Here is a 26,271-nt window from a genome sequence, read left to right as displayed (position 1 = left end):
CAATGACCATCGCCGCGTCAGCGCGACGATCAGCGCCCCGCCGGTCACCATCCGGCGGGGCGCTTTCATGCCCGCCCGTCGCCACGGACCGTGACGGCTACATCGTCAAATAACGCGATCGGTAACAACACCCGGAAGCGGCTGTTTAGGTGAAGCAACGAGACGGAAGCCCCGTTCGGAATCGCGGGAGAGAAGTAAACCGGATGACCGACGGCGCCCACCATCAATGGTCCCTGCACCGATCAATACCTCGAGGCACACGACTATGACGGAACCATAGGCAGAGTCGGCGTGGAGGCAGCGCCTGATCACGGAAGCGTCATTTTGCTCAGGCAGGAGGGCCGAAGCCGCGACGTCCGATGGAGTCCTGCCTCACATCCGGCTGACCGTTGCCGTTTCCAAGGGTAAGCAAGAGTGCTCCCTTGCCCAGTGCAGTTGCACAGGCAGCATGGCGAAGGCACTACATATAACAACCGCCGGGTGCGGCCGGACAGTTATGTTAGTGCCGCACGCGGCGATTCTTGGGCTTTGCCGCTCAAATCCGATAGTTAAGTCGCAACTCACCACACACCTCTGAGTGGATGCGAACCCAGGCGGCAGCTTTAGGCGAGGGAGAGGAGAAACTTCTCCAGACTCTCCCCGTCACGGTTTTCCGGCCCATCACGGACCTGAGAAGGTTCATCAGAGCGCCGGACCTACAGGAGTGAAATTTTTCTGTTGCCATGGAATACGCCCAAACATCCGGCGTGCTTGCCGCCACCATCAGGCCCTATTCGAAGTGCGGAGCTCGCCATCGCATTCGGCGATTGGGTAATCGCAGATCGGCCATTGCCGCCGGCACGCGGGAGATTCACGATGAAAGTACCGGCAAATTACCCAACGACAAGATAGCCGGATATCCAGCGCCAAGTGCTCCCGGAGCACAACATAGGCAGTAACGAGATGGAGTAGTACGAATGGGCACGTTGAGTATCGAAACGAGCGTTAAGGCGTTCAGCAGTAAGTTTGCAGAGTCTGCCGAACTGACGCGGAAGGGACGGGAGCTCATTCCCGGGGGATACAGCAGGAACTCTTTCAACTTCGGGCCCCATGCCGTCTTCGTAGACAAAGGAAACGGCGCCTACCTCGAGACCGTCGATGGCCAGCGAATGCTTGACCTCAACAACAACTTCACGGTCAACGTTCTGGGACACAATCATCCAGCAATCACTTCTGCACTGCTGGAAGCCATCCCTCAGGGCATTTCATTCGGTAATCCCAGCACCGCCGAAGCCGAGCTGGCCCAGATCCTCATCGAACGCATCCCCTCAGTCGAGAAGATCCAGTTCTCATGCTCAGCCACCGAATCGTGTATGAGCGCCATCCGTGTAGCACGGGCATACACGGGCAAAACCAAGATCGCCAAGTTTGAAGGCGGCTACCACGGGTTCAGCGACATCCTCCAAATCTCAGCCCATCCCCACCCCGAAGACAGCGGCACGGAAGCTGACCCGAAACCTGTACCGGATAGCGGCGGCATCCCCTCGGACGAGGTGGAGAACATCATCGTGCTTTCCCAGAACGACAGGCAGGGCTGCGAACGAATTCTGCGAGCGAACGCCGACTCACTCTCATGCCTCATCCTCGAACTTCAGAGCGGAGCCGGAGGCCTGGTTACACTCGATCAGGATTTCGTCGAAGAGCTGCGTGCCCTGACGAAAGAACTCGGCATCGTCCTGATTTTCGATGAAACGATCAGCCTTCGCGCAAGTTACCACGGTCTCCAGGGGGTGTACGGGGTCACCCCCGACCTGACCGTGATGGGCAAGATCATCGGTGGCGGTCTGCCATTAGGGGCTCTGGGTGGATCGTCCGAGGTCATGAGCGTCCTGGAGAACGGAAAAGTGACAATCTCGGGAACGCACCACGGCCACAAGCTTTCCCTAATTGCGGGTGCTGCTTGTATGCGCACGATGGACCGGTCGGCTTTCGAGAAGCTGAACACCCACGCGAAGCGCATCATGTCCGAGATGAACGAGTGGAGTGCTGCAAGGAACAGCCCGCTCAAGGTCTATGGCAAGGGCTTTTCCCACATGGCTTACGCGTACATGAACTCCCCCGAACTGTCGGTTCGGACTCATCGCGACTACTGGCGCAACGTAGACGGTGAGAAGACACAAATTTGTTCCCTCGAGCTCGCTAACCGCGGCTTCTTCCCAGTCCACCGCGGTGAATTCTCCTTGTCTCTGCCGATGACTGACGACGATATCTCGTCCTTCATCCGGGCTCTCCAAGAGATAGTCAAAGACCTCGAGGCTTAGTCCCGACTTCCTCGGCAATCACGCAGTCCTATCAAAGGCGTCGCACAAATGCAAAGTCCTAGCAATCATGCGATCTCCAAGGACCTGCCCCTGACGATCCATGAGAAATGATCATGAAAAGAATTAGCGCAGGCGGCACAAGACGCCGCAACTCCCCTTCCGGCGCACGGGAGCACTCCCAAAGACCAAGACTTTGAACAACCTCAAGGACAGACCGGTGATCACCAACACCTCCCGTCTGGGGCCCCCCGCCACCCGCCGTGGCGCTGGAAATGAAGCGTCCGCGCACCTGTCGCGGGGCGAATCCCAGGCCGTGATTCCGCCGTTGATCCTCCAACTTTCCGGCAGGATCAGCCGCCGGGCTGGGCTCCTGGAGGCGTCATCGATGGGGCCCAAAGCCCCGAGGACCTGGTGGCCCTCGCCTGGATCCTGCGGTCGCTGGAAGGTGTTGAAGCCACAACCATTGGATGGTCGGAGGTAAACCGCCGCCGTTCTGCGGCGTTCCAGGGCCCCCGGCCCCTTCTTCTGCCGGAAGCCTGGTTCCCTGGTTTCCGCCGGGGCCAGCCGGCCGCCTCGATCCAGGCTCCTGTTGACCAGGCCGCCAGCTGCCGCTCCTCCCTTCCACACCACGGGCCTCTGGCCTGTCCACAGTACTGATCACCGCCCTGAGAGTAAGGATTCATGACCATGCACGCAGGACCCGAATGTCTCGGCGTAGCCGTAAAAACCCGAATCGAATTGGACGCCTCCCTGGATGAAGCGGTGGATCTCCTGAAGCCGGCGGCGATGACTGAACAGGTCGGCATCTCGGTGACACGGCTCGCCCCGGGCCGCTATGAAGCCCGCCTGGACAGCGACGTTCCACACGGCGTGACACTCGAAAGGTGGGGAGCGGGCTGCGATGAACGGACGGCATAGCCATCTCTCCGATGCGCCCGCCAGCGTGTTTAATCTGCTCTGCCCCGCTGCCCGCCGGGCCGGCTGCTCGCTGCGCACGGCCGCTCTCAACGCAGCACCGGGGAGAAACGGGTTGAAAGAGTCGCTGACAGAATGCGAAACCGACATCTTCCTCTCCCTGGCACCCGGGCACCTCATCGCTGTGAGGGATCACGAAACCGGGGCAGTGTGGGGCGGGTGGGTTGACATGACGTTCCCCGAACACGGATTCGTCTGGGTCATCACGGACGTCGGTGAGCGGAAGTTGCTCGATATTGGCGTGCACACCATCTGGCGGCCGGAGGAGTCCGGTGCCTGCGGCAGCGTCCGCCGGCAAGCCGGTCACCTTGGGCCGTTCGCAGAGGATCCGGGTTAGGGCCGTCTGACGCCGCTGCAGGGGCGTGGCCTCATGCAGCTGCGTGGTGCGGGAAGAGAGAGGTCAGGGCTTCTTTGAATTGGGAGCGACCAAGCAACCAAAGCAAAAGAGACCCGGACATGAATAGCTCTCTGTCGTGTTCCGGGGGCCGCTGGTGCGAGCGGGCCGATGCGCTGCTCGGTATCGAAGGCATCCACGTCAGCTCCGTCACCCCGCCCGGGGCCGGCCTGATTCTGTGCGTCGAAACCGGCGAATCCGTTACTGCTGTGTCTGGACCGCCGAACGTCGCATCGGAGGTCCAGCGCACCCCCATCAAATAGGCGTTCTACTCTCGTGCCTCTCGCTCAGCGGGGGAAGTGGAGTTGAGACCCTAGACTGGGGAGGTGCTGGCTTCCATTGTTCTTTTGGGATTGCAGCTGTTTACGAGACTGGGAGGGTTACTTGACAACGCGTTCGACTGCCGTTGAGGGCACACGCGCCTCATTCGTCATAGGTCCCCGCCTGAAAGCTGCCCGTCTGGGGCAGGGGCTCACATTGCAGCAGGTCGCGGATGCTGCAGCCATAACGAAGGGATACTTGTCCCGCCTTGAACGGGACAGCGTTTCTCCTACCGTGGCCACACTCATGGTGCTTTGCCGGACGCTGGACATCGAACCATCCACCGTCCTTGCCGAAGAGGCAGTGGAAGTAATCACCAAGGGCGAGATCATGCTCGGGCCAACACAGGGCGAGGGTATACGGCATAATATCCTCACGCCCACGGCTACGAAGACCGTTTCTGTCAGTCATTCTGAACTGGAGCCGGGTGCCAGCGCGGGGGACGAGCTCTACCCGATGTTCTGCGAAACCCAGACCGCCTACGTCCTGCGGGGTCGCATCGAGATCCTGTTCTCGAACCGGGCCGTAACTCTCAACACTGGCCAAGCCATCACTTTTCCGGGTCGCGAGCCGCATTCCTATCGGAACCCTGACGATAACCAAAGCGCCGAGATGATCTGGGTGCTTGCGCCAGCATTGGGCCGCTAGGTTACAGCGGAAACCTACCCGCCGATATCCAGCTTGGCCTCGCGCGGGGCCCTTGCCAGCAGGGCAGCATCGGCCCCTCCGACCAGCGATTCCCAATGTCATTGCCGTCCACAGCATCTTGGTTCGAGCCTTGGGCTCGGGGCTCTCTGTCTCATTCCACGCCGCCTGGTACCCCTAAGCCCGATGCCTTGCTACGTTGTCCCATGGTTCGGGCAGCAGGAGGAATTGCGCCATCGGGCCAAGCCCAGTCACTCCGCCTTCTGCAACTTTCAACCCTAATTCATGCCGTGATTCATCCGGCCTTCGGGGCCCTGGCCGACGCTAGATGTACTCGGCCAGGACGCCGCCCATAGAGCCCTGCTTCCATAAGACGCGCCTTCTCTGGCCGGACGTTTTGTACCGCCCCATTTCTACCAAGAAGGCAATTTCCTTGACAACAGAGACGGCATAAGGTTCTATGAAACAAAAGTTTCTTGGGTTCGAAAACTTCCTGGATAGGAAAAATCGAACGTAGCCACGGAAGTTCTTTCGTGACCCTGAAACATCCAAAACGTACAAAGGAAACACGCTGATGTGGTTCGATGCTGAAGAATACGTTGCACGTCTTGAGAAGGCCCGAAAGTACATGGCAGAACGGGACTTGGACTACCTGTTGGTTTTCGAGCCGGAGACGGTCACATACCTCACAGGCTTCTACACCCTGGGGTACAGCACCTCGTTTCAGTTTGCACTGATCCCCTCGTCGGGCTCCCCCCTCACTGTTCTTCGCAAGGCAGAGGAGCATCACTTCCTTACGACCGCCGCATGGCCGGAGAACTGTATGCTCTGGTACGACGGCGAGGAGCCTGCCGCGGTCGTCCTGCGAGTACTGCGGGAGGCGTCTGTAAAGGGTCGGGTCGGTTTCGACGGAGGCTCCTGGCGTGCGCCATTCAGTGTTATCGAATCTGTGCGTACCCAGTCGGCGCTCGACCTCCTCGATTTGGGTCTGGAGCTCGAGCGGCTGCGGTTCATCAAGTCGCCGGCGGAGCTCGATTACCTGCGGAACGCCGGACAAGCCGTCGGTCTCATGCATGCAGCTGGCATCGATGTCATCCGCCCCGGCGCGACGGAGCGTGACATAGTTATTGCGACTTCTGCTGCCGCTGTTCGCGGCGGCAGCGACTATGCCGAGCCCGGTCCCATCGCATCTGGCGACCGGGCCTACCACATCCACTCTGCCTTCGATGACCGCACGATTGCCGACGGAGATCTCGTCTTCCTAGAGATGACGGCGCACAAGAAGAATTATCACGCCCGCTCCATGCGTACGGTCTTCGTCGGTACGCCCGAGCAACGCATGGTCGACACATACCGTCGCTTCGTGGAGATCCAAGACGAGGCCCTCGCCACGATCAAAGCCGGCGTCCACTGCTCGACCCCCGACCGCATGATCCGCGAGGGCATCCTGGGCACCGACTGGGTCGAGAGCTACCCGAACAAGACCTTCTACGGCATCGGTATGATCCTCTGGCCCAACACATACGAGAAGCTCGAAGTCACACACAATGCGGACTTCAACTTCGAGGCCGGCATGACGTTCCATGCATATATTTCCGCCCACGGCCTCAACATCTCAGAGACAATCGCGGTTACCGAAGACGGAGTCGAAAGGCTCACCACATTCGCCCGCGAGCTGTTCGTCAAGTGATCCAAGACCTTGATGCTGACTCTCGAGATTCCTTCGAGGTCTATGACGCCGACACTCTGCGCCGCATGCGACGGGCCAAATGGGCGCTTGGGACCGAGCGCTACGGCGCCGCCATCGCAGAGATGGACTTTGTCCCCGCTGCACCTATCGGCTCCGCCCTTGTTGATGCGGTCCGACGCGGTGATGTGGGGTATCAGCATCCCCAAGCACTCGACTCCGCGTCCGGAGCTCTCAAGAGCTGGATGCGAAACCGGTACGCTTGGCGCCTTGCGTCAGCGGACATTGTGCCGGTCGGGGGGCTCCTCCGAGCGTTGGAGGCATCCGTTCTGTTCTTCATGTCGTCGAAGAAGCCGGTGATCGTACCGACGCCCGCCTATCCGCCATTCTTATCCGTTCCGCATGCCTTAGGGCTGGATGTCGTGGAAAGCCCGATGCATAGTCATGACGGCAGGTGGTCACTCGACCTGGCGGATATAGATCGTGCCTTCTCAGAAGGCGCTGGGTTGTTGATATTGTGCAATCCGCACAATCCGACCGGGACAGTCTTCTCGCATGAAGAGCTTGGTGCACTTGCCGAGGTCGTGGAAGCACACGGCGGGAGAGTGTTTAGCGACGAGATCCATGCGCCCCTGGCCTACCCGGAAACCGTTGACGGCAGGGCTGCTCCATCACACATTCCTTATGCCACCGTCTCCGCGGCGGCAGCTGGACATGCCCTGACGGGGGTCTCCGTAACAAAAGGATGGAACTTAGGCGGAATCAATTGTGCTCACCTGATCGTATCCGAACGCGACCGACCCACCGCGAACCGTCTGCATCCAATGCTCGCCCACAGTGCCAGCACTCCTGGTCTGTGGGCAACCGCCGCCGCATACTCGAGCGGAGAAAGGTGGCTGCGAGAGACACTTACATACCTCGACCACAACCGGCTGCTCCTAGCCCATCTGATCGACGAACATTTGCCTGGTGTTGGTTACCGTGCACCCGACGCCACATACCTCGCATGGCTCGACTTCCGCGAAACATCGTGGGCAGACCGGCCAGCTCTACAGGCGAGCCAACGCGCCGGCGTTGCTACGAATGAAGGCACTGACTTCGGGTCCCACGGAAACGGGTTCCTGCGCTTAAACTTCGCAACGCCATCCCCGGTGCTTAAGGAAATTATCGAAGCAATGGGCGCGGCCTTCTCGTCATCAGCACGGAAGACACTCTAGACAAACTGCAGCATGCCTTGAGTTCCAAGGTTGTGGTGCAGTCCAGATCGACCTAGCGACTCGCCAAAGCCTCTCCCCCTCGGTAAACAAGCCGCGGATGTCGCAGCTTCGATTCCATTCATAAGTCAGACAAACCTACGCAGTAGTAACTAATCGCCAGCAACCCAAATTTGCCCTTCAGGAGGGACATATGAAAAATGTTCAAAAAGGACTTTCCACCGGCATTGCCGCTCTCTTACTCGCCTCAGGCTTGTCAGCCTGCAGCGCCGAGAGTGGAGGCTCGGTAGCAGCGAATTGCACTCCCGAACATTCATTCACCACTGTGACAAAGGGCGTTCTGACCGTCGCCGCGACGGACGCACCTCCGTTATCTTCGACCGCCGACAACTCGTTCACCGGGGTCGAAGCTACGCTTCTGAAAAAGTTTGCAGCCGCTAACTGCCTGACTGTCGAATCCCTACCCACAAGCTTTGCTGCTGCTATCCCTACAGTGGAGTCTGGTCGGGCGGATATCGCAACCGGTGGTTTTTACCGCACAGCGGAACGCGCCAAAATTGTGACGCTATCTGCTCCGACATACTTGGATCAGCTTGCCGCGGTTTCCAAGACCGATGTCGCAACGATCGAGGAAGCGATCGGACAAAAAGTCGGCACCGTCGACGGATACATGTGGACAGCCGACATCCGCAATACTTTTGGTTCCAATGTCACGGTGTATCCCTCGTCAGTGGAGATGCGCGCCGACCTCAAAGCAGGTCGCATCGCTGTCGCTCTAGACAGTTCAGGCCTAGCCGGGTACCTCTACTCCAAGGACACTGATATCTCCATCAATGTTCTTGAACCCGATGGCCGGGTGGCTGCAACAGCTCAACCCGCCCAAATGGGCTTTCCCTCCGGCAAGACCAACGCCGCGCTCTCGGAAGCACTGAATGCGACAATCGCCACGTGGACAGAAAACGGCACCACTGTCCAGGCGCTAACCGATGCAGGGCTCTCAGCAAGCATGGCGGACGTCGGTCCTGCCCGCCTCTTGAAATAACAGTCCGCATGAACCAGCCGACCATTACCCTAAACCATGCCCAGGAGACTGCCCATGTCCGAAGTACTCGGGCCGCAACAACGCGGAATGACCATCCCATCTCAAGCCATCACGAGCAGTTTCCCGCTCGATTCGCCGAGTGCGGTCCTGGGCGCGCCGAAAGTGCAGGTTTCCCATCTCGCGAAGGCGTACGGGGACAACCTCGTGTTGCGTGACGTCTCCCTTGAAGTGCCAAGCGGGTCTGTTACAGCAATGATTGGACCGTCCGGCGCGGGAAAGTCCACGTTGTTGCGGTGCATGAACCTGCTCGAAAGACCGGATGCGGGAACGATTCAAATCGGCGAGCATCTAATTGACGTCGCCAAAGGCATAGCGCCAAAGAATCTCGCTGCACTACGGCGCAGTACCGGAATGGTATTCCAGACCTTCAATCTCTTCCCGCATATGACGGTCCTGCGGAACATCTCACTGCCTCAACAGCGCGTGCTGGGGAGAAGCAGCTCAGAAGCCGACGAGATATCGCACCGCCTTCTGTCTCGCATGGGACTGCACGACAAGGCGGGTCAATACCCCAACCGCTGCTCTGGGGGTCAGCAACAACGCATAGCGATCGCTCGCGCGCTGGCTCTCGATCCTGAGGTGATGCTCTTCGATGAACCGACGTCTGCCCTGGATCCAGAGGTCGGGGCCGAGGTTCTCGACGTTATGAAGGAACTTGCCTCGGAAGGTATGACGATGGTCGTGGTTACTCACGAGATGAGCTTCGCAGCGAACGTGTCCGACCAGTTGGTTGTGATGGCTGAGGGACGAATTATCGAGCGGGGCGACCCGAAGGACATTATGCGGAACCCCCAGCACGAACGGACACGCAAATTCCTTCACGCCGTTATGGAGCGATGAACGTGGAAATCCTGTTTGCTGTCCTCACAGGTCTGCCTCTCACGATCCTGATAACCCTCACGGCGCTCGGGATCGGCACGCTGCTGGCGATCCCACTCTTGTTCGGTCTTCGCTCAACCAACCGGACCGTATGGTTTATCAGCAGGTGCTTCGTCGACATCTGTCGCGGCATCCCTCCGATCGTCTGGTTGTTTGTTCTGTTCTTCGGTGTCTCGGTGGGCTCTGCTCGGCTGTCGGCCTTCGCAGCCGGCGTGATCGGCCTCGGTCTGGTGGCGTCGGGATACCTCGCGGAGATCTTCAGAGGCGCGGTTAAGGCCGTACACGCCGGACAATGGGAGGCCGCCCACGCCCTGGGCTTTCCTGCCACAAGCACGTGGAGCCAGGTCATTGGGCCTCAGGTCTTGCGAACCGCACTTCCGGGCTTCACGACATACGCGATTGCTCTTCTTAAGGATTCCTCCATCGTCTCGATCCTCGGCGTCGCGGAAATGGTCTTCACGACCAGCCAACTGGCACGCTCCTCGGACCTAGGAATCTTCGTCTATGCGGTCGCCGCTGCCGTCTACATCGGTCTATCAGTGCCATTAGGCGTGCTATCGCGGTCACTGGATGTAAAGCTCCGGAAGGCGGTCGCATAATGACCAGCGGAAGCTTCTTCTACGACTTTATCCAATATCTCCCACAGCTCCTTGAGGGCCTCAAGATCAGCCTCATGATTACCGGCCTGAGCCTAACTATCGGGGTGCCCGTGGCGCTGTTTTTGGCATTCGGCGTAACCGCAAAGCGAAAGGCCCTTCGATGGTTCTGCGTCGCCGTCGTGGAAGTCGGTCGTGGCGCCCCCGCACTCGTGCTCTTGCAACTCGCCTATTATGGGATGCCAGGGGCAGGAATCACCCTGCCCGCTTTGACGTCGGCTGTCTTGGCTCTCTCCTGGACCGCAGCCGGGTATATGGCGGAGTACGTGCGCGGGGGCATTTCGGCGGTCCCGCTGGGCGAGATCGAGGCGTGCCAAGCTGTCGGGATGAAGCGACCCGACACGCTGCGCTTCGTGATTATACCGCAAGGTCTTCGTATCGCTTTGCCTTCGTTGATGGGCTTCGCAGTCATGTTGTTCCAGGCAACATCCTTGGCCTACTCCGTAGCAGTTCCAGAACTCATGAGCCAGGCCTACTCAATCGGCTCATCAAACTTCCGCTACCTGAATATTCTGATTGCCGCCGGGGTCCTATATGCGGCGATCTCAATACCATCCACATGGTTCAGCGTGCTTGTGGAGAAACGGATGAACAGGCATGCCTGAGAAGCAAGGCGCAGTCGTGACCGGGGAATCCAAGGGTGACGTGAAACGGAATCGGTCTGGCATTGGCTCTCATAGTGCAAGTCTGACATTTGGAGTCTCCGCTTCTTAGTTGCCAAGGGATCCCGCGCGGGCGGTGAGCACGAGAAGGATTCCGTGGGGTGTGTGCCGAGCAGGTGCGGGATGACTGCCAGCAGGTCAGCGGAGCCGGCGATCGTGCGTTTTTCAATCACGGTGTTGTTCCTTCTTGTCCGAGCAGTGGGGTGGGCGGGGAGCGGTCGGTGACCGGCCAGCGTCCCCGCTCCCCCGACGCTTCTATGTCTGTCAAGCGGGTGGAAACGGGTGCGGGCGCGGACCAAGTTGTTTTGCCGGTGGCGGGGCGGCTTAGGTGACCGGCCGGCGTCCCCTCTCCCCCGTTGTTTTGGCTGCTGGCGAAGCTTGCGGAGCTGTGGGCGACGGAGGCCCTGTCTATCCGCAGGGCAAGGGGCGGGAAATTCCCGGAGGAAATCAGCGACGAAGGAGCGCCGCAGGGAAATTCCTGCACCGCGGGCCCCGACGAAGGAGGGGCTAGCGGTCCAGCGTCGCGGTCGCGCCGTGGTGGAGGAAAGTATGCGGTTTGCTTGCCTCGGGTTCTGGCCGCGGATGAGGGTTCGGGCAGATCATGGAGGTGTCTGCCGCGGTGGACGCCGGTCCGTCTGTGGTGCTGTGGTTGAGCCTGTGGGCTAGCGTGGCGCGGAGGGCTTCCACGGGAACCGTGGATTGTTGCCTTTGGAGCACGAGTGTTAGATTCCTCTGTTTTCCCTGTCCTCCCCTCGGCGGACGCCGACATGACGAGGTCAAGGTGTCAGGAGGAACAGTCATGGATATCGTGCACGAGCGGGCTGCCGGTTTGGATATTTCCAAACGCGACGCGAAGGTCTGCCTCCGGCTGCCCGGGCAGCGGGCCGGAACCTACACCTCCACGGTCACAACGTGGGGCGCAACCACAGGCCAGATCCTTGCCCTGCGGGACTTCCTGGAACGCGAGCACGTCACCACGGTCGTCATGGAAGCCACGAGCGATTACTGGAAACCCTTGTTCTATCTCCTCGAAGAAACGCGGCCGGTGATGCTGGTCAACGCCAAGGCCGCAAGGAACATCCCGGGCCGCAAAACCGATGTCTCTGACGCGGCCTGGCTCGCTCAGCTGGGCGCGCACGGGCTGCTTTGGGCCTCGTTCGTCCCGCCCGAACCGATCCGTGAACTGCGGGACCTGACCCGGGCCCGGGCCATTGCCATCCGTGACCGGACCCGGGAGATCCAACGCCTGGAGAAGTTCCTGGAAGGCTCCGGGATCAAGCTCTCCTCCGTGGTCTCGGACCTCACCGGTGTTTCATCCCGGGCGATGCTCGAAGCCCTCGTCAGCGGTGAACGCGACCCGGAGGTCCTCGCCGGACTCGCCAAAGGCACCCTCCGCTCCAGAATCCCCGAGCTCGTGGAGGCCCTCACCGGCCGCTTCAAAAGCCACCACGCGTTCATGGCCCGGCTGCATCTGGACCAGATCGATACCCAGTCCCGCATCATCGACGCGCTCACCGGGCGGATCGAGGAAGCGATGGAGCCCTTTCGTGCCGCCAGGGAATTCCTGGCCACCCTCCCCGGAGTCTCACTCAAAGTCGCCGACGTGATCATCGCCGAAACCGGCGCGGACATGTCCCGCTTCGAAACACCCGGCCGGCTCGCGTCCTGGACCGGCGTCTGTCCCGGCGCCAACGAATCCGCCGGACGGATAAACTCAGACCACATCCTGCCCGGCAAGAAATACCTCAAAGGCGCCCTGGGCATCGCGGCCCTGTCCGCTTCCCGGAGCAAGGACACCTACCTGGCCGCAAAATACTGGCGCGTCGCCGCCCGCCGCGGACCCATGAAAGCCACCGTGGCCGTCGAACACTCCATCCTCACCGCCGTCTGGCACATGCTCGCCGACGGCGAATGCTACGCCGACCCCGGCGCCGACCACTTCACCCGCCTGGACCCGATCAAAGCCAAGAACAACGCCCTCAAGAAAGTCAAGAGCCTCGGATTCAACGTCACCATCACCGCCGCCAATGAAGCCTGACCACCCCTACTTTCGTATTAGACGGGAGGGAGCGGGTATGTACAATCCGACAGGACAGCAGCCAAAACAAGAAAAATAATTCTACAACCCGAGCGAAGCGAGGACCGTTACACAGCGCCCAGCGCTGTGCAACGTGGAAGTTCGCCGGGCGCTCCGAATCGGGCTGAGGAAAGACACCAGCGTTATAAAAGGGCACTGCTTTTTCAAGACATCACCGCTCCCACTCCCCCAACGGAGCCGGGTGCCAATGTGGCGCGATATGGCCGACTTTTGTGGTGCTAAATGGCAGCCTGCTGGCCGGCACGGGCTCGTGCCCGCCTGTAGAAGCTTGCTCGGGATATTCCCAAGTCGCGGGCAAGCTGCGCCGCGGGCTCTCCACCTTGTACCAATCGGACAGCAGTTCGAATCTGGCTATCCGTAACCCGAGTAACCCGACGGGGCCGCCCGCCATGAACTGCTCCCCGAAAGTTGGACTGAGAAATCAGTTCTGACTTACGGGGAGCAGTTTTATGCATGAGCGCAGTTCATTGTCCGAGGAACAACGCAAGGCCGCGGTAGCGTTGTTTGATACCGGTTGGGGCGCTAAGTCCGTGGCAACGAGGCTCGGGGCGCCCGCGAGAGCGATCCGCCGGTTATACGACCGGTGGCGAGTTCGCGGAGGTACGACGCTAGTGATCAAGCCGACCAAGCGGTTGTTCTCGTTCGAGTTCAAACTCGATGCTGTGCGTAGGTTTCAAGCTGGAGAGAGCAAAGCCGCCCTGGCGAGAGAGCTTCAGCTGTCGTCACCGGAGCTGATCGAGAAGTGGGCGCGCCAGTACCGGACAGAGGGCGAAGACGGCCTGCGCCCGAAGCCGAAGGGCCGTCCAAGGACAAATCCCGAGGCCCCGGCGCAGCCAGAGTCGGAGCTGCAGCGACTGCGCCGCGAGAACGAGCGCCTGCGGGCAGAAGTCGCGTTCCTGGGAAAAGTGCAGGCCTTGAGGGACGAGGAACGGCGCTAAAGGTCCGCGCCGTCATCGCCCTCAAGGCCGAACACCGGCTGCAAATGCTCCTGGACGTAGCCGGGTTGGCCCGGTCCACGTTCTTCTACCACCAGGCCCGCCTCCAGGCCCCTGACCCGCAAGAGACACTCAAGACCGCGGTCACGGACATCTTCGAAAAGAACCTTGGCCGGTACGGGCACCGCCGCATCCACACGGAACTGCTCAAGCAAGGCTGGACGATCGCGAAGAAGACCGTGCTGAAGCTGATGCGTTCGCTCCGCCTGGTCTGCAAGGTCCGGCGGAAGAAACGCTACAACTCCTACCAAGGCGAGCAGGGCACTGTTGCCCCGAACCTGCTGAACCGAAAGTTCGAAGCCACAGCCCCGAACCAGAAGTGGGTTACCGATGTGACCGAATTCAGTGTCGGCGACCGGAAGCTCTACCTCTCACCGGTTATGGACCTCTTTGATCGGCAGATTATCTCCTACTCGATCAGCTCGTCCCCGGATCTGGAGCTCACCAACACGTCACTGCGCGACGCACTGGCAACGCTCAGGGACGGGCAGAAACCGCTCGTGCATTCTGACCAGGGTTTCCAGTACCAGCACGCCTCCTGGCGGACTCTCCTGGAGAGAGCCGGCGCGATCCAATCAATGTCACGCAAGGCCAACTGCTACGACAACGCCGTGATGGAGAACTTCTTTGGACACCTCAAGGAAGAGCTGTTCCACCGCGTCCGTTTTCTCAGCACAGACGCACTGGCGACGCAGCTGAACGAATACATCCGCTGGTACAACACCGAACGAATCTCAACAAAGCTCGAGGGCCTGAGCCCGGTGCAATACCGTGCTCAGGCCCTCGCGGCTTAGGATCCTACTTAACCAGTCCAACTTTCGGGGACCAGTTCACCAAGACCCAGGCCCGCCTCTCTTCGCTTTTCGATGGAATCCGTGACGCGTTCGCGCTTGATTTCATATTCCATCTGCGCGAGAGCGGCCATGATCGTGAACAACATTGAACCCATCGGCGTAGCGGTGTCGACGTCGCCTCCGCCCAGGTTCAGCACACGCAGGCCGGCGCCCCTGCTGCGGAGTTCATCCGCGAAGGCAAGCATGTGCAGGTCCACTATGCGCTCGGCTACCTCATAGGGGCTGCCGACGTAGTAGGCCCGGGGGGCTTGAACGAGGGCGTCGAAATGGCTCCTTTCCGGGGCTGGCCAGCCCCGGAGCTTGGGAGGATGTTCTGCGTCGGCTGCCGGCCATCGAGCAGAGGAGCCCGGGAAGACGTCTTTCCCGGCGCTGTTTTAGGGGACTGAAAGGGTGCGTGTGAGCTGCTGGGCTGAATGCTGGACCATGTGAGCGAGGGCCTCTACGTCGAGTTCGGGCAGGCGGAGTCTGGTGACGGTGGCGGTGATGGATCCAGCGATGGTGCCGTCGACGAAGTAGGGGGCGCTGACGCCGAAGGCGTCGGGAATGCGCTCACCCTCGCCGGTCGCCCATCCGCGCTCCCGTATGGTTTGGAGATCTTTTTCGAGGGCTCGCCGATTTGTTTGGGTGCGTTCGGTGAGGGGTTCCAGCGTGAGCGCGTCAAGATCACCGGGGGGACAGTGGGCGAGAATGGCTTTCCCGCCTGCGCCGGCATAGAGCGGAATAGCCACACCTGAAGCAAGACCGTAGTGCAGAGGCCGGACACCGTCCACCACTGTCGTCATCACGGCCTGTCTGGTGTCGGCATGGAATTGGATGAGTCCGATGGTTTCACCGGATTCCTTGGCAAGTCCGCGGAGAATGGGATGTGCGACAACAGCGGTGTCCACCGCAGGACCCAGATGGGCTGCCCAGTGAAAGAGGCGGGGGCCGGGGTGCAGTGTGTCGTGGTGCTGCAGAGCCAGTCCTGTGGTCAGGGCGGTGGAGACCAGGCGGTTGGTGGTGGCTATGTTGGCTCCGATTCCGCGGGCGAGCTCGTAGCCGGTGGGCAGCCCGTCGGGTTCGGCTACCAGCGCGGTGACCAGACGGGCAAGGCGCTCCACGGCAGTGGAACCGGGAGGGTACGTGATGGGTGTCAGATTCCCTGATGCTTGGTTTCCCGCACATGCGGCTTCGATGGCGCGGGCCGCTTGCCGCGCCATCGGGCCGAAGCGGGCAAGGTCCTCATCGCCGGTGAGAAAGCGTGGACGGGTGATCGAGACGGATCCGGTCAGCCCGTGACATCGGAATGACGCGGCAGCACCCGCGGCCAGGGGAAATTGCTGTCCGACGCTGATCGTGTATCCGGCGCGGCGGTCCTCGGTGAGGAGTTGTTCCAGTTCGGCGCGCTCGGTGACGGTATCGGGAGTGTGCGCCTCCAGCTGCCGGTCGCCCAGGGCGCCGATTCCCAGTCGGCCCAGGATCGAGCGGCCGGTTGCGCCGGCGTGGAGGGGCAAGACCGTCCCGGGCTCGAGGAGATACTTGATGGGTCCGGGCCGCCGCCGGCAAGCGACAACAACGGCGCTGGGTCGGGGTGCGTCGTGAACAGCGATAAGGACAGTCGCATCGGATTGTGCGCCCAGGCGTTCAATGATTGCTTCAGCGCTGCGCAGCAGCGGGTGGCGTGCGTGCAGTGCGGCACCCAGGACACGCAGCCGCGGTCCGACCTGATAGTTTCCGTTGCCGCTGACGGCCGCCAGCCCGTGTTCTTCCAGGCCGAGCAGGACACGGTTAACGGTGCTGCGGCTCGCGCCCAAGGCCAGTGCGAGTTCACGGACGCCGGTCGAATCTGGGCGGGTCACCAAGGCGTGCAGGACCTCAACAATGCGCTCGTTCCCTGCTACGGCACTTTCGCTTACCACGGTTCCACCACTCTCTTGATACTCCGGCTCCCCCTCGGGGCCGGATCTGCTTTCACCACGCTACCGTCAGCGAAGGCGGCAGCGGTGGAGGGACAGACGCAGTCGTCCCGCCATGGGCGCTTGACAGCACACCATGGCGCACATCACACTTGGAATACATATTAGGACAGTGTCCCATTTTTTATAGGAGCAAAGATGCCCCAGGTTAGTCAGTCCGTTCCCCCGGTAGCGGACGCCCTGCACCAGAAGAAAGCAAAGAAGGCCACCGCTGTCGCAGCGTTCGGCACCTTCATCGAGTACTACGACTTCAGCGTCTTCGGCTACGTCGCCGCGACGCTCGCGGTGGTGTTCTTCCCCAGCGGCGATCCCGTGGCGGGCCTGCTCAATACCTTCCTGGTCTTTGGCACGGCCTTTCTGGTCCGGCCGCTGGGCGCCATCTTCTTCGGGCGCATCGGGGACCGGCATGGCCGGCGTGCCAGCCTCATCGGCTCCGTCATCCTGATGAGCGGCGCGGCCGGTCTCACCGCGCTGCTGCCGACGTACGCGCAGATCGGTATCTGGGCACCGATCCTGCTGGGCCTGCTGCGGATGCTGCAGGGTTTGTCTGCAGGCGGTGAGATCGGTGGCGCGGCCACCTACATCCGCGAATGGGCCCCGGTGGAGCGCCGCAACCTCTATATCTCCTTCATTCCCAGTGTTGGCGTGCTCGGCAAGGCCGGCGCCGCGGGACTGGCCGCCCTCGCGGCCACGTTCGTGCCCGCGGCGGAGATGGAGTCGTGGGGATGGCGTATCCCGTTCCTGCTCGCGATCCCGCTGGGCATCCTCTGCCTGGTCATGCGGCTAAAAATTGAAGACAGCCCGGAGTTCACTCAGAGCGCGGGCAAGGGCCAGACGACCCGGACCCCCGTCGGCGAATTGTTCCGCAACCACCGCTCGCGCCTGACGAAGGTCTTCTTCATCTCCCTCGTGCAGAACATCGGCACCTACCTCGGCACCGTCTACGTGGCCGTCTACTTCAGCACGGTCCTGGACTTCTCCAAAGCAGAGGCGGCGACCATCGTCCTGATCGCCGTCACCGCCGCGGCGGTGCTGATCCCCCTCGCCGGCCAACTGGGCGGCCGCATCGGCAGCAAACGCCTGCTGACAGCCTCCTACATCGCCTACATCGCGCTCACGTTCCCCTCCTTCATGCTCATGAACGCCGGCTCCGTGTCGCTGGCCATCTTCGGCCTGCTCCTTGGCATGCTGCCCTACGCCCTCTGCCAGGCCGGAACCTATGCCGCGATGCCGGAGTTCTTCCCCGTCGAGGTCCGCCACACCGGCGTCGCCTTCGGCCACAGCGTCGGGGCCGTGATCGGTGGAGCCGGCGCCCCGTACGTGGCCACCTGGCTCATCGACAGCACCGGCAACACCATGATCCCTGCCTACATGCTCATCGCCTTCGGCGCCATGGGCCTGGCCGTGCTGCTCGGCACGGTACGCAAGAACACCCTGACCCCTGCCTCCCATCTCTACCGCTAGGAACACCGTGCCGGCCTTTTATGTCTCCGACCAGATTCACACCGATGTACTGGCGGAACTCAGCGCCCTGGGACAGGTCCATCTGGGCTACGGCCCGGACGCCGTCCGCTACCAAGACGTCCGCGACGGCATTGACGCCGTCCTGCTGCGCGCCGAACGCTTCGACCGGGAAAAGATCGACAGTTCCCCCCGGCTGCGCATCATCGCCCGCCACGGAGTGGGAACAGACAACGTCGACATCGACGCGGCCACCGACGCAGGCATCTGGGTAACCACCACCCCGGGCAGCAACAGCCGCGCCGTCGCCGAGCACGTTTTCGCTCTCCTGCTCTCACTGGCAAGGAAAGTCCCCTACGGGGCCGCCCAGACCACAGCCGGGCAATGGGCATCCGCCAAACCCCACATGAACGGCTTCGAACTGCACGGCCGCACCCTCGGGCTCCTCGGCTTCGGCAACATCGCCCGCATGGTCGCCGGAATCGCCCAAGGCTTCGGCATGCACGTCCTGGTCCACGACCCCTTCGTAGAAGATTCCGCCATCCAGGCCGCAGGCGCCTCTCCGGCGACTATCGATGAGGTTATCGCCGGCTCGGACGTCCTCAGCCTGCACATGCCGCTGACCGAAGAGACCGCCCAAATCATTGATGCGGAGGCCCTGGCAAAAATGAAGCCAGGATCGGTGCTGATCAACACCTCCCGCGGCGGCCTCATTGATGAACCCGCCCTGGTCCGGGCTCTGCAGGAAGGTCATCTGGGCGGGGCCGGGCTCGATGTCCTGGAAGGGGAGTCCGTGGACATGAAGGACCCCATCGCACACTCAAAGATCCAGATCGCGGGGGTGCCGAACCTGATCGTCACCCCGCACGTTGCCGGGCAAAGCGAAGAGGCCTTCCTGGCCGCCGGAAGCGGCGCCCTGCAGGCCATCCAGCAGGCCCTCACCGGGCAGCGGCCGGCACACGCAGTGAACACCATCGCTGCCCCCGCCCACGCCTAACAGGGGAAGAACGTCCGTGCCGTCCCACCGGCGCGCATGCCCTGCCCGAACCAATCCCATAACGCCGCTTCATTGCGTGACGCACGGCCCAAATCCCACCGATAGAGCTAGTGAGAGACACCATGTTTATCGACGCATCAACCAATTCACTCACCGTCAGTCACCGTCCAACCAACGCTCCCTCAGGGCTCATCGAAAGCCTGAAGCAGTACCCCACAGCCAATGTCGGTGACGCCATGGACCGGCTCAACCTCATGGACACAGGCATCGCATCACAATGGGCCAACGGCCGCTGTGTGGGTCCGGCACTGACCGTGCTGACCCGGGAGGGCGACAACCTGGCCATTCACCGCGCCCTCGACGACGCCGAACCCGGTGATGTGCTGGTCATCAACGCCCTCGGAGGAACAACACGGGCCGTATTCGGCGATCTGCTGGCCGAAATCTGCCTCGCCAAAGGCATCGCCGGTGTCATCATCGACGGATTGACCCGCGACCGTGCGGCAATCAAGGAACTGGGCCTGCCCGTCTGGGCCCGCGGGGTTTCACCGGCAGGACCCGCCAAATACGGCCCGGGAGCCGTCTCGGTGCCGGTGGCCTGCGGCGGCACCGTCGTCAACCCCGGCGACCTCATCACCGCCGACGATGACGGGGTCGCCGTCATACCCGTCGAACGCGCCCAGAGCGTCCTTAGCAGGCTCGCAGACATCGACAAATTCGAGGAAGATCTCCGGGTGAGGATACGGAACTCCGCCGTCCATGCAGCAGCGCCAGCCATGGCAAGCACCAACTAAGAACCCCGGCGGCGCTCACCGTCTAACCCGCCGCCATCAGCACCGCCCCGACTCCCCGCCGGGATGTCACCAACAGAGACGGTGGCCTCTGTGGCATAAGCCGCAGAGGCCACCGCCGGCCACCACCAACAGGGCCGCCCTCCAGACCGCACCAGCTCCCTATCCGCATCGACGACCCGAGGAAAACGAAAGATGACCAGATACCGCCATCACGAATGGGCTAGGCTCATCGGCGCCCCGGTCGAAATCCAGCAACATGGTGAAGTCATCCGCACGGGGATCGTCGATGACGCGATGCCCGACTCCTCCATGATCTGGATCGCATCCGACGGGAAGTCCACCAGGACACTGTTCGAAGCCGCTCAAGGCTTCCAGGTCTGGGTTGAACCCAGAAAACTCGAAGGAATTTTCACCTACCGCATGACCACTGGCGCCCTTCACCACTAAAGCGCTAGGCCGCGCTGCAGCGGCCCCTCCCAGGTTGCGGCTGGGGGAACTTCCCCAAGCTAAAATCCAGCAGACCAAAATGGCATCAGCCCATGTGGGCCAGGTTTGGCTCACGGTTTCACCTTGGACCTGAGTGTGTTTGCTCCACCGGACCGGGCTTCGGAAGAAGCTCGTCAAGGGAACGTACCGCGTCCTGACCACAGGTGCTTCTCACGGGTGATCGCGACTACTGGGAACTAGGAGCGGACGAAACGAGCGATGGCGTCGGAGACTTCCTTGAACTTTGCTTCCGCGGCTTCTCCACCCGCGCTGCGTGCCGGCGGTGGGGTGACCCACGGGTGGAAGGCGATGAGAAGCATCGCTGAAGGGGAATGAGTAACGCGAGGCAGGCGCGACATGCGGATTGCGTTGCTCGGCCTCGGTAGCTAATCAGCTTGCGTGCTTGTCCCATCGGGCCGAAGGTTGGCTTCGGCGGCACATGATTTCATGCGCTGTGTAGCGTGCGTTTGCGCGCGTAGGCCCGTGCGGCGCGGACTCGGTCGCCGCAGCGGGTTGAGCACCATTGCCGTCGCGCGTGGGTGCGGAGGAAGAATCGCTGGCACCCGTCCGCTTCGCAGGACGCGAGCACCGATGCTTGGTCGCCGCTTAGCAGCGAGGCAGCGTCGTCGGCGATGACCGCCATGACGTGCTCGACGACTTGTGTCACGGGGTGGTTGGCGCTGCGGGTAAACCCTGACTCCGGGTCGAACTGAAGCAGGAGCGCCCCGGGTGCACAAGTCAGCGCACGATTTAGAGCTTGCACGGCCGCTGTCGTGGGGACGTCCCCTGTGGTGTGCGCGGTGAATAGATCGCGCAGGTCTGCGCGCAGGTCTGCGAGCCTGCCCCGGCAGTACTCGTGCAGCACAGTGTCCGATGCGATGAGATCGTGTGCTCTCAGCCAATCCGCGGCGTCGTCAGGACCGTCCAATTCGTCGTAGCGTTTGCCTCCGGGCAGTTCGCTTGCGCTGTTGACCAGTGCGAGGCTGGGATGCTCTTCGGCGCCTGGTACGGCTGCTGGCAGTGTTTCCGACATGATTCTCATGGTATCAGTTTCATTTAAGCGTGAGGTAGCTGCTACGCTCCAATCACGCCAAAAAGCACGTTTTTCCATGAGGAGTTCTTATGACGTTCGGTCAAGCAGCCGGCACGGCCCCATTCACACTGTCCGTGCTTTCCGCGGGCGGTACAGGAGTGGGGATGACCGCTGGGGAGGGGCTCGCGGCCACGATCTCGCTGGCGCGGACGGCGGACCAGCGCGGTTATCACCGGTTCTGGATGTCTGAGCATCATGCGATGGGAGCGACCTCGGTGTCTTCACCTCCGTTGATGGTCGCCCGCCTCATCGCTGAGACGACGAGCATCCGCCTTGGCGCCGGAGGGGTGATGCTGCCCAACCACGCACCGTTGCTGATCGCCGAGCAGTTCGGGATGCTGGAGGCTCTCGCCCCGGGCCGGATCGATCTTGGGCTGGGACGCGCCCCTGGCACTGATGGGGCGACTGCTGCGGCTCTGCGGCGGGGCGCGGATGCCAACGACGGATTCCCACAGCAGGTGCTCGAGTTGCTCGGGTTCCTGGGTGACGAGTTCCCTCCCGGACACCCCTACCGGCGTGTCCACGCGGTTCCCGGCCCCTGGCAGGCAAGGGAAAACCGGGTACCTGCGCCCCCGACCTTCCCGGAGGTGTGGGTGCTGGGTTCCTCTCCGTACTCAGCACAACTGGCCGGGCAGCTCGGCCGGCCGTATGCGTTCGCCTTGCAGTTCGGCGACGCTGACATCGATACGGCCATGCGTCTCTACCGTGAGAGCTTCCAGCCCTCCGACGTACTTGCCGAACCGCACACCCTCGTCAGCGTACCCGCGGCGATCAGCGACGACCCGGCTGAGGCAAAACGGCAGGCGGCAACATCGGCGATGGCGATGCTGCGCATGTTCAAAAGCGAAGGCTACCTGCTCCTTCCCCCCGACGAAGTTGAGGCCCACCAAGCAACACTGCAGGAGCGGCAGATCCTCGACGCCTACACCAGCCGCAGTTTCCATGGCACCGCCGCTACTGTCGCCGACCGTCTCGAAGCCCTGCACGAACGCACCGGCGTCGACGAGGTGATGCTCGTCGTCGGCGGCCACTCAACAACCCTCGACCAGCACGGGATCACCCTGATCGCCGATCACTACGAACTCCCGTACTTGAACGCACCGCTACCGGCCACCGCGCGGTAGCACCCATTTCAACACTCCGACGTTCACAACACACCCCATAAAGGAGAACCCCATGACCGCACCCCGCAGAGCCCTGATCGTCATTGACGCCCAACAGGAATACTTCGACGGACTGCTTCCGATCCAGTACCCGGACCGTGACCAATCCATCACCCGCATTCAGACCGCGATCAAGGCCGCCGAGCAGACCGGAACGCCGGTCGTGCTCGTCCAGCACGAGCTTCCCGCAGACGCCCCGGTGTTCGGGTCCGGGGCGGCGACCTGGCAAAACCACCCCGAAGTAGTTGCCCACGAGGACGCGGCAGCCAAGCGAGTCGGCAAGCGGTTCTCCAGCATCTTCGCTGACACCGACCTCGAAGCCTGGTTGCGTGAACAGGGCATCGACACGATCACGCTCGTTGGCTACATGACAAACAACTGTGTGATCGCCTCCGCCGCGGCCGCCGAGCCTCTTGGCTTCGCCGTCGAAGTCCTCAGAGACGCGACGGGAGCAATCGACCTCGCCAACGACGCCGGCACCGCGTCCGCACGCCAGGTCCACGAGACCCTCATGGCGCTGCTGCATTCGAACTGGGCGGCGGTAGCCGACACCGCGACCTGGACCGCAGCACTGCATACGAGCGCGGCGCTGACCAAGAGTGACCTCATCACCTCCGCCGCACGGGGCCGCAGTACCCGGTAGAAGTACCGCGACGGTGGCCATCATGCACTCAGCATGCCCGGACTATACATCTTGAGCTAGGACCGGCCGCATCCGATCGCTCAGTGGGCACTGAGCCCGCCGGCGTACCACCGTCGGCGGGCAGCCGAATCAGGCGTGTGGGCATACCTCAACGATGCATTCTGAAAGGAAACGCATCACTTACAGAACCTCCCTCTAGGCCCAAATCATCTTGAATAAGCATCTACGCCACCGTTAGCTTCCTGCCGCAGCGTGAAGGACGGGATCATCGCCTGACTTTTGCAGACACACTCTTTCCCTCGTTCGTGGCTACGAGAGCCACCTCGTCCTCCAGATCACCCAGTAGCTCATCACGCAAGGAACCAACCCCATGACCAGCACCACTAAGGCCTGGCTACTCTTAATTCCCGCCATCCTGGTCGAAGTGACGGCCTCACTCGCCCTCAAGGGCGCACTCGAGCACCCGGCCCTCTACGTCGTCGTTGTCATCGGCTACCTCAGCGGATTCGTCTTGCTCGCCGAGATACTCCGCACGGGTATGGCCCTCGGGGTTGCCTACGGTATCTGGGGAGCTACCGGTGTCGCCCTCACTGCCGTTGGCTCCCTCCTGCTCTTCGGAGAACCGATTACCGCCCTCATGGGCATAGGAATCATCGTCATCATCGCCGGCGTCCTGTGTGTGGAGCTCGGAGCCCAGGCTGCCCACAAGAAGGCAGAGATTGCCTGATGTCCTATCTTCTCCTCATCGGCGCCATCCTGTTTGAGGTCTCCGGCACGATCAGCCTCCGCCTAGCCATCGACAACACACGCTGGTACGCAGCAGTTGCGGTCGGATACGTGGTGTCCTTTAGCATGCTCGGCCTCACCCTCGCTCATGGGATGCCCATTGGCATAGCCTACGGAATCTGGGCCGCAGCAGGCGTCGCCCTTACCGCCGTCCTTTCCAAGTTCCTCTTCAAAGATCCCCTCACGTGGCTAATGAGCCTTGGCATCATCCTCATCATCGGCGGCGTCCTCCTCATCGAACTCGGCGCGACCCACTAGCCAGAACCACAGTCACCCCTATGGGCAGTCACTGCTGCGCTTGGTACGCCCAGCGCTACAGGGATCGCCCGTAAGGGGGTTTCCATCTCAAGACGGTGTCTCGAAACCTTAGTGCCTCAAAACGCTAGGGATATGAGACTAAACAGCACCGTCCTCGAGGTACGTCTAGCAGGTCCTTTTGCTTTTTATACCCCGGCCATTGGAGCCGGAACGAATCACTGCGGCCTGCTACGAAGATGTGTGGGCCGGACTTCGATCGCAAAATTACTTTGAAGGTGTGTGTGTTTGTCCCCTCGGCCCGAAGTTGGCTTTGGCAACACACTGATTCATGCGCTGTGTGGCGCGCGTAGGCGCGTGCGGCTCGGACTCGGTCGCCGCATCGGGTTGAGCACCATTGCCGGCGTGCGTGGGTGCGGAGGAAGAATCGCTGGCACCCGTCCGCTTCGCAGGACGCGACCGCCGATGCTTGGTCGCCGCTTAGGAGTTAGGCAGCGTCGTCGGCGATGACGGCCATGACGTGCTCGACGACCCGTGTCACGGGATGGTTGGCGCTGCGGGTAAAACCTGCTTCCGGGTCGAACTGAAGCAGGAGCGCCCAGGGTGCACAAGTCAGCGCACGATTTAGAGCCTGCACGGCCGCTGTCGTGTGGACGTCTCCAGTGGTGTGCGCGGTGAAGAGATCGCGCAGGGCTGCGAGCCTGCCCCGGGCAGTGCTCCTCCAGTGCAGAATCTGATGCGATGAGGTCACGTGCCAACAGCCGAGCCGTGGCGGCCTCAGGGCTGTTCAGTTCGTCGTAGCGCCTGCCTCCGGGCAGTTCGCTTGCGCTATTGACCAGTGCGAGGCTGGGATGCTCTTCGGCGCCTGGTGCGGCTGCAAAAACTGGCGCCGTTTCGTCGATTCATGCTGGCCGAACGACGAGAAACATTCCTCCGCTCTGACCGCTTTAGGGACGCCATAAGAAAATTCGGAGCAAATTGAGGCTGGCGCCATAGCCTGCAGCACCAAGACCTGCGAGACCGAGTCGCTGCCAGTCCCTGGGTACCGTTCTGGCCGTCCTAGCGGGCTCCAATCAAGTTGACACAATCAAGCCATGGCACCCATCCGGCCATCGTCATGGCCTTTACGCGGAGATGGCCGAGACCGGTGCGCCTGCCGAGCTCTTCGAGCAGGTGCATTGGCGGGTCCAGATCCAGCTCGGGGTCGCTAAGTTCCCGGTGGCCGAGTCCGTGTTCGAGCAACTCGTAGGAGTACATGCCGTAGCTGGCGGCGATCCGCCGCAGCCAGGAGGACAGCGATTCCGTTTCTGCCGGTGCCTGGTGCAGGGGCCAGCGTTCTGGCGGTCTCACATCAGTTCTCGTTCGAACAAGCGCCGCCTTTGGGTGAGTCCTGCGTAGTCGGCCATGACCAGGGTGCGGTGATTGATGCTTTCTTCACCGCTTTCCACGGCGGCGATCGCCCCGTCGGCATCGTATCGAGACCTCGTTGGTTGAGGGCGCTTCCAGGCTTTGATGCAAGTGCCCGGCTGGATTTTCCAGCCGGGCACTTGCTCGCCCTTGGTCAGAGGTGCGTTGTCGTCCAACTCCTCACAATCCTCAAACTGCAGTTATGGATATGTCCGAATGCCGGGGTCATCGCACTTTCTTCACGGGGAGGATCGTTAGCAAGCGAACGGGCGAAATTCTCCCTGACGCCCCCGTCGACGCCATCGTCCGCAACACCATTGCCGTCCTCGACGGGCTCCAGCAGCAATGGGTGGCCGAACCGCACACCATGTCAATGGTCACAGAGCTCCGCGTATACCTGGACCAGCTCCGCGCTGCTTGGGGAACCCCCCAAAAGTAACGCTCGAGAC

General features: G+C 61.7%; 28 protein-coding genes and 5 pseudogenes. 24 read left to right on the top strand and 9 right to left on the bottom strand.

From position 1 onward, the window contains the following. The first annotated feature begins 956 nt into the window (after window positions 1-956). The 12 genes from LQ144_RS11455 (at window position 957) to LQ144_RS11400 (ending at window position 12,873) form a co-directional block, all read left to right on the top strand. On the top strand, window positions 957-2,300 hold the full coding sequence (locus LQ144_RS11455; protein ID WP_230118828.1) for an aminotransferase class III-fold pyridoxal phosphate-dependent enzyme: 1,344 nt from the start codon (window positions 957-959) through the stop codon (window positions 2,298-2,300). Window positions 2,301-2,981: 681 nt separating this feature from the next. Then, complete coding sequence (locus LQ144_RS11450; protein ID WP_230118827.1) at window positions 2,982-3,218, top strand: hypothetical protein; 237 nt, start codon at window positions 2,982-2,984, stop codon at window positions 3,216-3,218. Continuing rightward, a complete protein-coding gene (locus tag LQ144_RS11445) occupies window positions 3,202-3,612 on the top strand; it encodes a hypothetical protein (RefSeq protein ID WP_230118826.1) in 411 nt (136 codons plus the stop codon). Before LQ144_RS11450 ends, LQ144_RS11445 begins: the two co-directional genes overlap by 17 nt. A 119-nt stretch (window positions 3,613-3,731) precedes the next feature. Then, complete coding sequence (locus LQ144_RS11440) at window positions 3,732-3,932, top strand: hypothetical protein (RefSeq protein WP_230118825.1); 201 nt, start codon at window positions 3,732-3,734, stop codon at window positions 3,930-3,932. Window positions 3,933-4,008: 76 nt separating this feature from the next. Next, window positions 4,009-4,638 carry a helix-turn-helix domain-containing protein gene (locus LQ144_RS11435; RefSeq protein ID WP_354962140.1) on the top strand — a complete coding sequence of 210 codons (630 nt, stop codon included), beginning with the start codon at window positions 4,009-4,011 and terminating at the stop codon, window positions 4,636-4,638. A gap of 571 nt (window positions 4,639-5,209) precedes the next feature. Then, window positions 5,210-6,325: a Xaa-Pro peptidase family protein gene (locus LQ144_RS11430; protein ID WP_230118823.1), complete on the top strand. Its 1,116-nt coding sequence runs from the start codon at window positions 5,210-5,212 to the stop codon at window positions 6,323-6,325. Next, the gene (locus LQ144_RS11425) at window positions 6,322-7,539 is read left to right on the top strand and encodes an aminotransferase class I/II-fold pyridoxal phosphate-dependent enzyme (RefSeq protein ID WP_230118822.1); all 1,218 of its coding nucleotides are present in this window, start codon (window positions 6,322-6,324) and stop codon (window positions 7,537-7,539) included. Before LQ144_RS11430 ends, LQ144_RS11425 begins: the two co-directional genes overlap by 4 nt. Window positions 7,540-7,729: 190 nt before the next feature. Next, a complete protein-coding gene (locus tag LQ144_RS11420; protein WP_230118821.1) occupies window positions 7,730-8,578 on the top strand; it encodes a transporter substrate-binding domain-containing protein in 849 nt (282 codons plus the stop codon). A 54-nt stretch (window positions 8,579-8,632) separates the two neighbouring features. Continuing rightward, window positions 8,633-9,478 (top strand): amino acid ABC transporter ATP-binding protein, encoded by an 846-nt coding sequence (locus LQ144_RS11415; protein ID WP_230118820.1) that lies wholly within the window; start codon window positions 8,633-8,635, stop codon window positions 9,476-9,478. Further along, window positions 9,475-10,116, top strand: a complete 642-nt coding sequence (locus LQ144_RS11410; RefSeq protein WP_230118819.1) for an amino acid ABC transporter permease — start codon at window positions 9,475-9,477, stop codon at window positions 10,114-10,116. Before LQ144_RS11415 ends, LQ144_RS11410 begins: the two co-directional genes overlap by 4 nt. Then, window positions 10,116-10,778: an amino acid ABC transporter permease gene (locus LQ144_RS11405; RefSeq protein ID WP_230118818.1), complete on the top strand. Its 663-nt coding sequence runs from the start codon at window positions 10,116-10,118 to the stop codon at window positions 10,776-10,778. The genes LQ144_RS11410 and LQ144_RS11405 overlap by 1 nt, the downstream gene beginning before the upstream one ends. A gap of 856 nt (window positions 10,779-11,634) precedes the next feature. Then, window positions 11,635-12,873 (top strand): IS110 family transposase, encoded by a 1,239-nt coding sequence (locus LQ144_RS11400; protein WP_230118817.1) that lies wholly within the window; start codon window positions 11,635-11,637, stop codon window positions 12,871-12,873. A 278-nt stretch (window positions 12,874-13,151) separates the two neighbouring features. On the opposite strand, the pseudogene LQ144_RS11395 reads toward LQ144_RS11400, so the two are convergent. Then, a pseudogene (locus LQ144_RS11395) lies at window positions 13,152-13,322 on the bottom strand (helix-turn-helix domain-containing protein); the annotation flags it as partial. Between the two features lie 60 nt (window positions 13,323-13,382). Between LQ144_RS11395 and LQ144_RS23105 the strand changes: the two are divergent. From LQ144_RS23105 to LQ144_RS11385, 3 genes and pseudogenes are all read left to right on the top strand, one after another. Further along, window positions 13,383-13,514 (top strand): annotated as a pseudogene (locus tag LQ144_RS23105) (hypothetical protein); the annotation flags it as partial. 30 nt (window positions 13,515-13,544) lie between these two features. Then, on the top strand, window positions 13,545-13,871 hold the full coding sequence (locus tag LQ144_RS11390; protein ID WP_230118816.1) for a helix-turn-helix domain-containing protein: 327 nt from the start codon (window positions 13,545-13,547) through the stop codon (window positions 13,869-13,871). A gap of 44 nt (window positions 13,872-13,915) precedes the next feature. Further along, entirely contained in the window at window positions 13,916-14,722 is an 807-nt protein-coding gene (locus LQ144_RS11385) for an IS3 family transposase (protein WP_230118815.1), read from the top strand. 50 nt (window positions 14,723-14,772) lie between these two features. On the opposite strand, the pseudogene LQ144_RS11380 reads toward LQ144_RS11385, so the two are convergent. Both LQ144_RS11380 and LQ144_RS11375 read right to left on the bottom strand, forming a co-directional pair. Then, window positions 14,773-14,970 (bottom strand): annotated as a pseudogene (locus LQ144_RS11380) (recombinase family protein); the annotation flags it as partial. A gap of 186 nt (window positions 14,971-15,156) precedes the next feature. Beyond that, window positions 15,157-16,680, bottom strand: coding sequence for an IclR family transcriptional regulator C-terminal domain-containing protein (locus LQ144_RS11375; protein ID WP_230118814.1), 1,524 nt, complete (start codon window positions 16,678-16,680; stop codon window positions 15,157-15,159). Between the two features lie 195 nt (window positions 16,681-16,875). Between LQ144_RS11375 and LQ144_RS11370 the strand changes: the two genes are divergently transcribed. The 4 genes from LQ144_RS11370 to LQ144_RS11355 all read left to right on the top strand — a co-directional run bounded on the left by LQ144_RS11370 (window position 16,876) and on the right by LQ144_RS11355 (window position 20,436). Further along, window positions 16,876-18,201 carry an MFS transporter gene (locus tag LQ144_RS11370; RefSeq protein ID WP_230118813.1) on the top strand — a complete coding sequence of 442 codons (1,326 nt, stop codon included), beginning with the start codon at window positions 16,876-16,878 and terminating at the stop codon, window positions 18,199-18,201. A gap of 7 nt (window positions 18,202-18,208) precedes the next feature. Beyond that, window positions 18,209-19,195, top strand: coding sequence for a hydroxyacid dehydrogenase (locus LQ144_RS11365; protein WP_230118812.1), 987 nt, complete (start codon window positions 18,209-18,211; stop codon window positions 19,193-19,195). 122 nt (window positions 19,196-19,317) lie between these two features. After that, a complete protein-coding gene (locus LQ144_RS11360; protein ID WP_230118811.1) occupies window positions 19,318-19,989 on the top strand; it encodes an RraA family protein in 672 nt (223 codons plus the stop codon). Between the two features lie 192 nt (window positions 19,990-20,181). Further along, window positions 20,182-20,436, top strand: a complete 255-nt coding sequence (locus tag LQ144_RS11355) for a hypothetical protein (protein WP_230118810.1) — start codon at window positions 20,182-20,184, stop codon at window positions 20,434-20,436. 236 nt (window positions 20,437-20,672) lie between these two features. Here LQ144_RS11355 and LQ144_RS22980 read toward each other — a convergent pair whose 3' ends face one another. Then, window positions 20,673-20,795: a hypothetical protein gene (locus LQ144_RS22980; protein WP_290369758.1), complete on the bottom strand. Its 123-nt coding sequence runs from the start codon at window positions 20,793-20,795 to the stop codon at window positions 20,673-20,675. Between the two features lie 125 nt (window positions 20,796-20,920). Continuing rightward, on the bottom strand, window positions 20,921-21,508 hold the full coding sequence (locus LQ144_RS11350; RefSeq protein WP_230118809.1) for a CGNR zinc finger domain-containing protein: 588 nt from the start codon (window positions 21,506-21,508) through the stop codon (window positions 20,921-20,923). An 89-nt stretch (window positions 21,509-21,597) separates the two neighbouring features. Here LQ144_RS11350 and LQ144_RS11345 point away from each other — a divergent pair, with 89 nt between their 5' ends. The 4 genes from LQ144_RS11345 (at window position 21,598) to LQ144_RS11330 (ending at window position 24,418) form a co-directional block, all read left to right on the top strand. Next, window positions 21,598-22,692 carry an LLM class flavin-dependent oxidoreductase gene (locus LQ144_RS11345; protein WP_290369757.1) on the top strand — a complete coding sequence of 365 codons (1,095 nt, stop codon included), beginning with the start codon at window positions 21,598-21,600 and terminating at the stop codon, window positions 22,690-22,692. A gap of 52 nt (window positions 22,693-22,744) precedes the next feature. Then, window positions 22,745-23,374, top strand: coding sequence for a cysteine hydrolase family protein (locus tag LQ144_RS11340; RefSeq protein WP_230118807.1), 630 nt, complete (start codon window positions 22,745-22,747; stop codon window positions 23,372-23,374). A gap of 370 nt (window positions 23,375-23,744) precedes the next feature. Continuing rightward, window positions 23,745-24,101: an SMR family transporter gene (locus LQ144_RS11335; protein WP_230118806.1), complete on the top strand. Its 357-nt coding sequence runs from the start codon at window positions 23,745-23,747 to the stop codon at window positions 24,099-24,101. Further along, the gene (locus LQ144_RS11330) at window positions 24,101-24,418 is read left to right on the top strand and encodes an SMR family transporter (RefSeq protein ID WP_214844160.1); all 318 of its coding nucleotides are present in this window, start codon (window positions 24,101-24,103) and stop codon (window positions 24,416-24,418) included. Before LQ144_RS11335 ends, LQ144_RS11330 begins: the two co-directional genes overlap by 1 nt. Before the next feature lie 124 nt (window positions 24,419-24,542). Here LQ144_RS11330 and LQ144_RS11325 read toward each other — a convergent pair. The 4 genes and pseudogenes from LQ144_RS11325 to LQ144_RS23100 all read right to left on the bottom strand — a co-directional run. Beyond that, window positions 24,543-24,818 (bottom strand): annotated as a pseudogene (locus LQ144_RS11325) (hypothetical protein); the annotation flags it as partial. Window positions 24,819-24,902: 84 nt separating this feature from the next. Continuing rightward, window positions 24,903-25,166 carry an ABATE domain-containing protein gene (locus tag LQ144_RS11320; protein ID WP_230118805.1) on the bottom strand — a complete coding sequence of 88 codons (264 nt, stop codon included), beginning with the start codon at window positions 25,164-25,166 and terminating at the stop codon, window positions 24,903-24,905. Window positions 25,167-25,474: 308 nt separating this feature from the next. Next, window positions 25,475-25,765: a TniQ family protein gene (locus LQ144_RS11315; protein ID WP_230118804.1), complete on the bottom strand. Its 291-nt coding sequence runs from the start codon at window positions 25,763-25,765 to the stop codon at window positions 25,475-25,477. Next, window positions 25,762-25,875, bottom strand: a pseudogene (locus tag LQ144_RS23100) (transposase); the annotation flags it as partial. The gene LQ144_RS11315 and the pseudogene LQ144_RS23100, both read right to left, overlap by 4 nt. A gap of 149 nt (window positions 25,876-26,024) precedes the next feature. Here LQ144_RS23100 and LQ144_RS11305 point away from each other — a divergent pair. Beyond that, window positions 26,025-26,261, top strand: a complete 237-nt coding sequence (locus tag LQ144_RS11305) for a hypothetical protein (protein WP_230118802.1) — start codon at window positions 26,025-26,027, stop codon at window positions 26,259-26,261. Window positions 26,262-26,271: the final 10 nt, after the last annotated feature.

This window comes from Arthrobacter sp. Bi83, assembly GCF_918698095.1.
Lineage (GTDB): Bacteria > Actinomycetota > Actinomycetes > Actinomycetales > Micrococcaceae > Arthrobacter.
Note: the sequence above shows the minus strand (reverse complement) of the source record. Positions and strands in the feature narration are given on the sequence as shown.

Excerpts from the sequence above, each read along its gene's own strand:
- LQ144_RS22980 (WP_290369758.1), bottom strand. The coding sequence starts at position 20,795 with ATGCTTCTCATCGCCTTCCACCCGTGGGTCACCCCACCGCCGGCACGC.
- LQ144_RS11360 (WP_230118811.1), top strand. The coding sequence starts at position 19,318 with ATGTTTATCGACGCATCAACCAATTCACTCACCGTCAGTCACCGTCCA.
- LQ144_RS11445 (WP_230118826.1), top strand. The coding sequence starts at position 3,202 with ATGAACGGACGGCATAGCCATCTCTCCGATGCGCCCGCCAGCGTGTTT.
- LQ144_RS11410 (WP_230118819.1), top strand. The coding sequence starts at position 9,475 with ATGAACGTGGAAATCCTGTTTGCTGTCCTCACAGGTCTGCCTCTCACG.
- LQ144_RS11370 (WP_230118813.1), top strand. The coding sequence starts at position 16,876 with ATGCCCCAGGTTAGTCAGTCCGTTCCCCCGGTAGCGGACGCCCTGCAC.
- LQ144_RS11400 (WP_230118817.1), top strand. The coding sequence starts at position 11,635 with ATGGATATCGTGCACGAGCGGGCTGCCGGTTTGGATATTTCCAAACGC.
- LQ144_RS11335 (WP_230118806.1), top strand. The coding sequence starts at position 23,745 with ATGACCAGCACCACTAAGGCCTGGCTACTCTTAATTCCCGCCATCCTG.
- LQ144_RS11440 (WP_230118825.1), top strand. The coding sequence starts at position 3,732 with ATGAATAGCTCTCTGTCGTGTTCCGGGGGCCGCTGGTGCGAGCGGGCC.
- LQ144_RS11330 (WP_214844160.1), top strand. The coding sequence starts at position 24,101 with ATGTCCTATCTTCTCCTCATCGGCGCCATCCTGTTTGAGGTCTCCGGC.
- LQ144_RS11355 (WP_230118810.1), top strand. The coding sequence starts at position 20,182 with ATGACCAGATACCGCCATCACGAATGGGCTAGGCTCATCGGCGCCCCG.
- LQ144_RS11345 (WP_290369757.1), top strand. The coding sequence starts at position 21,598 with ATGACGTTCGGTCAAGCAGCCGGCACGGCCCCATTCACACTGTCCGTG.
- LQ144_RS11305 (WP_230118802.1), top strand. The coding sequence starts at position 26,025 with ATGGATATGTCCGAATGCCGGGGTCATCGCACTTTCTTCACGGGGAGG.
- LQ144_RS11405 (WP_230118818.1), top strand. The coding sequence starts at position 10,116 with ATGACCAGCGGAAGCTTCTTCTACGACTTTATCCAATATCTCCCACAG.
- LQ144_RS11385 (WP_230118815.1), top strand. The coding sequence starts at position 13,916 with ATGCTCCTGGACGTAGCCGGGTTGGCCCGGTCCACGTTCTTCTACCAC.
- LQ144_RS11340 (WP_230118807.1), top strand. The coding sequence starts at position 22,745 with ATGACCGCACCCCGCAGAGCCCTGATCGTCATTGACGCCCAACAGGAA.
- LQ144_RS11450 (WP_230118827.1), top strand. The coding sequence starts at position 2,982 with ATGACCATGCACGCAGGACCCGAATGTCTCGGCGTAGCCGTAAAAACC.
- LQ144_RS11420 (WP_230118821.1), top strand. The coding sequence starts at position 7,730 with ATGAAAAATGTTCAAAAAGGACTTTCCACCGGCATTGCCGCTCTCTTA.
- LQ144_RS11350 (WP_230118809.1), bottom strand. The coding sequence starts at position 21,508 with ATGTCGGAAACACTGCCAGCAGCCGTACCAGGCGCCGAAGAGCATCCC.
- LQ144_RS11415 (WP_230118820.1), top strand. The coding sequence starts at position 8,633 with ATGTCCGAAGTACTCGGGCCGCAACAACGCGGAATGACCATCCCATCT.
- LQ144_RS11430 (WP_230118823.1), top strand. The coding sequence starts at position 5,210 with ATGTGGTTCGATGCTGAAGAATACGTTGCACGTCTTGAGAAGGCCCGA.
- LQ144_RS11455 (WP_230118828.1), top strand. The coding sequence starts at position 957 with ATGGGCACGTTGAGTATCGAAACGAGCGTTAAGGCGTTCAGCAGTAAG.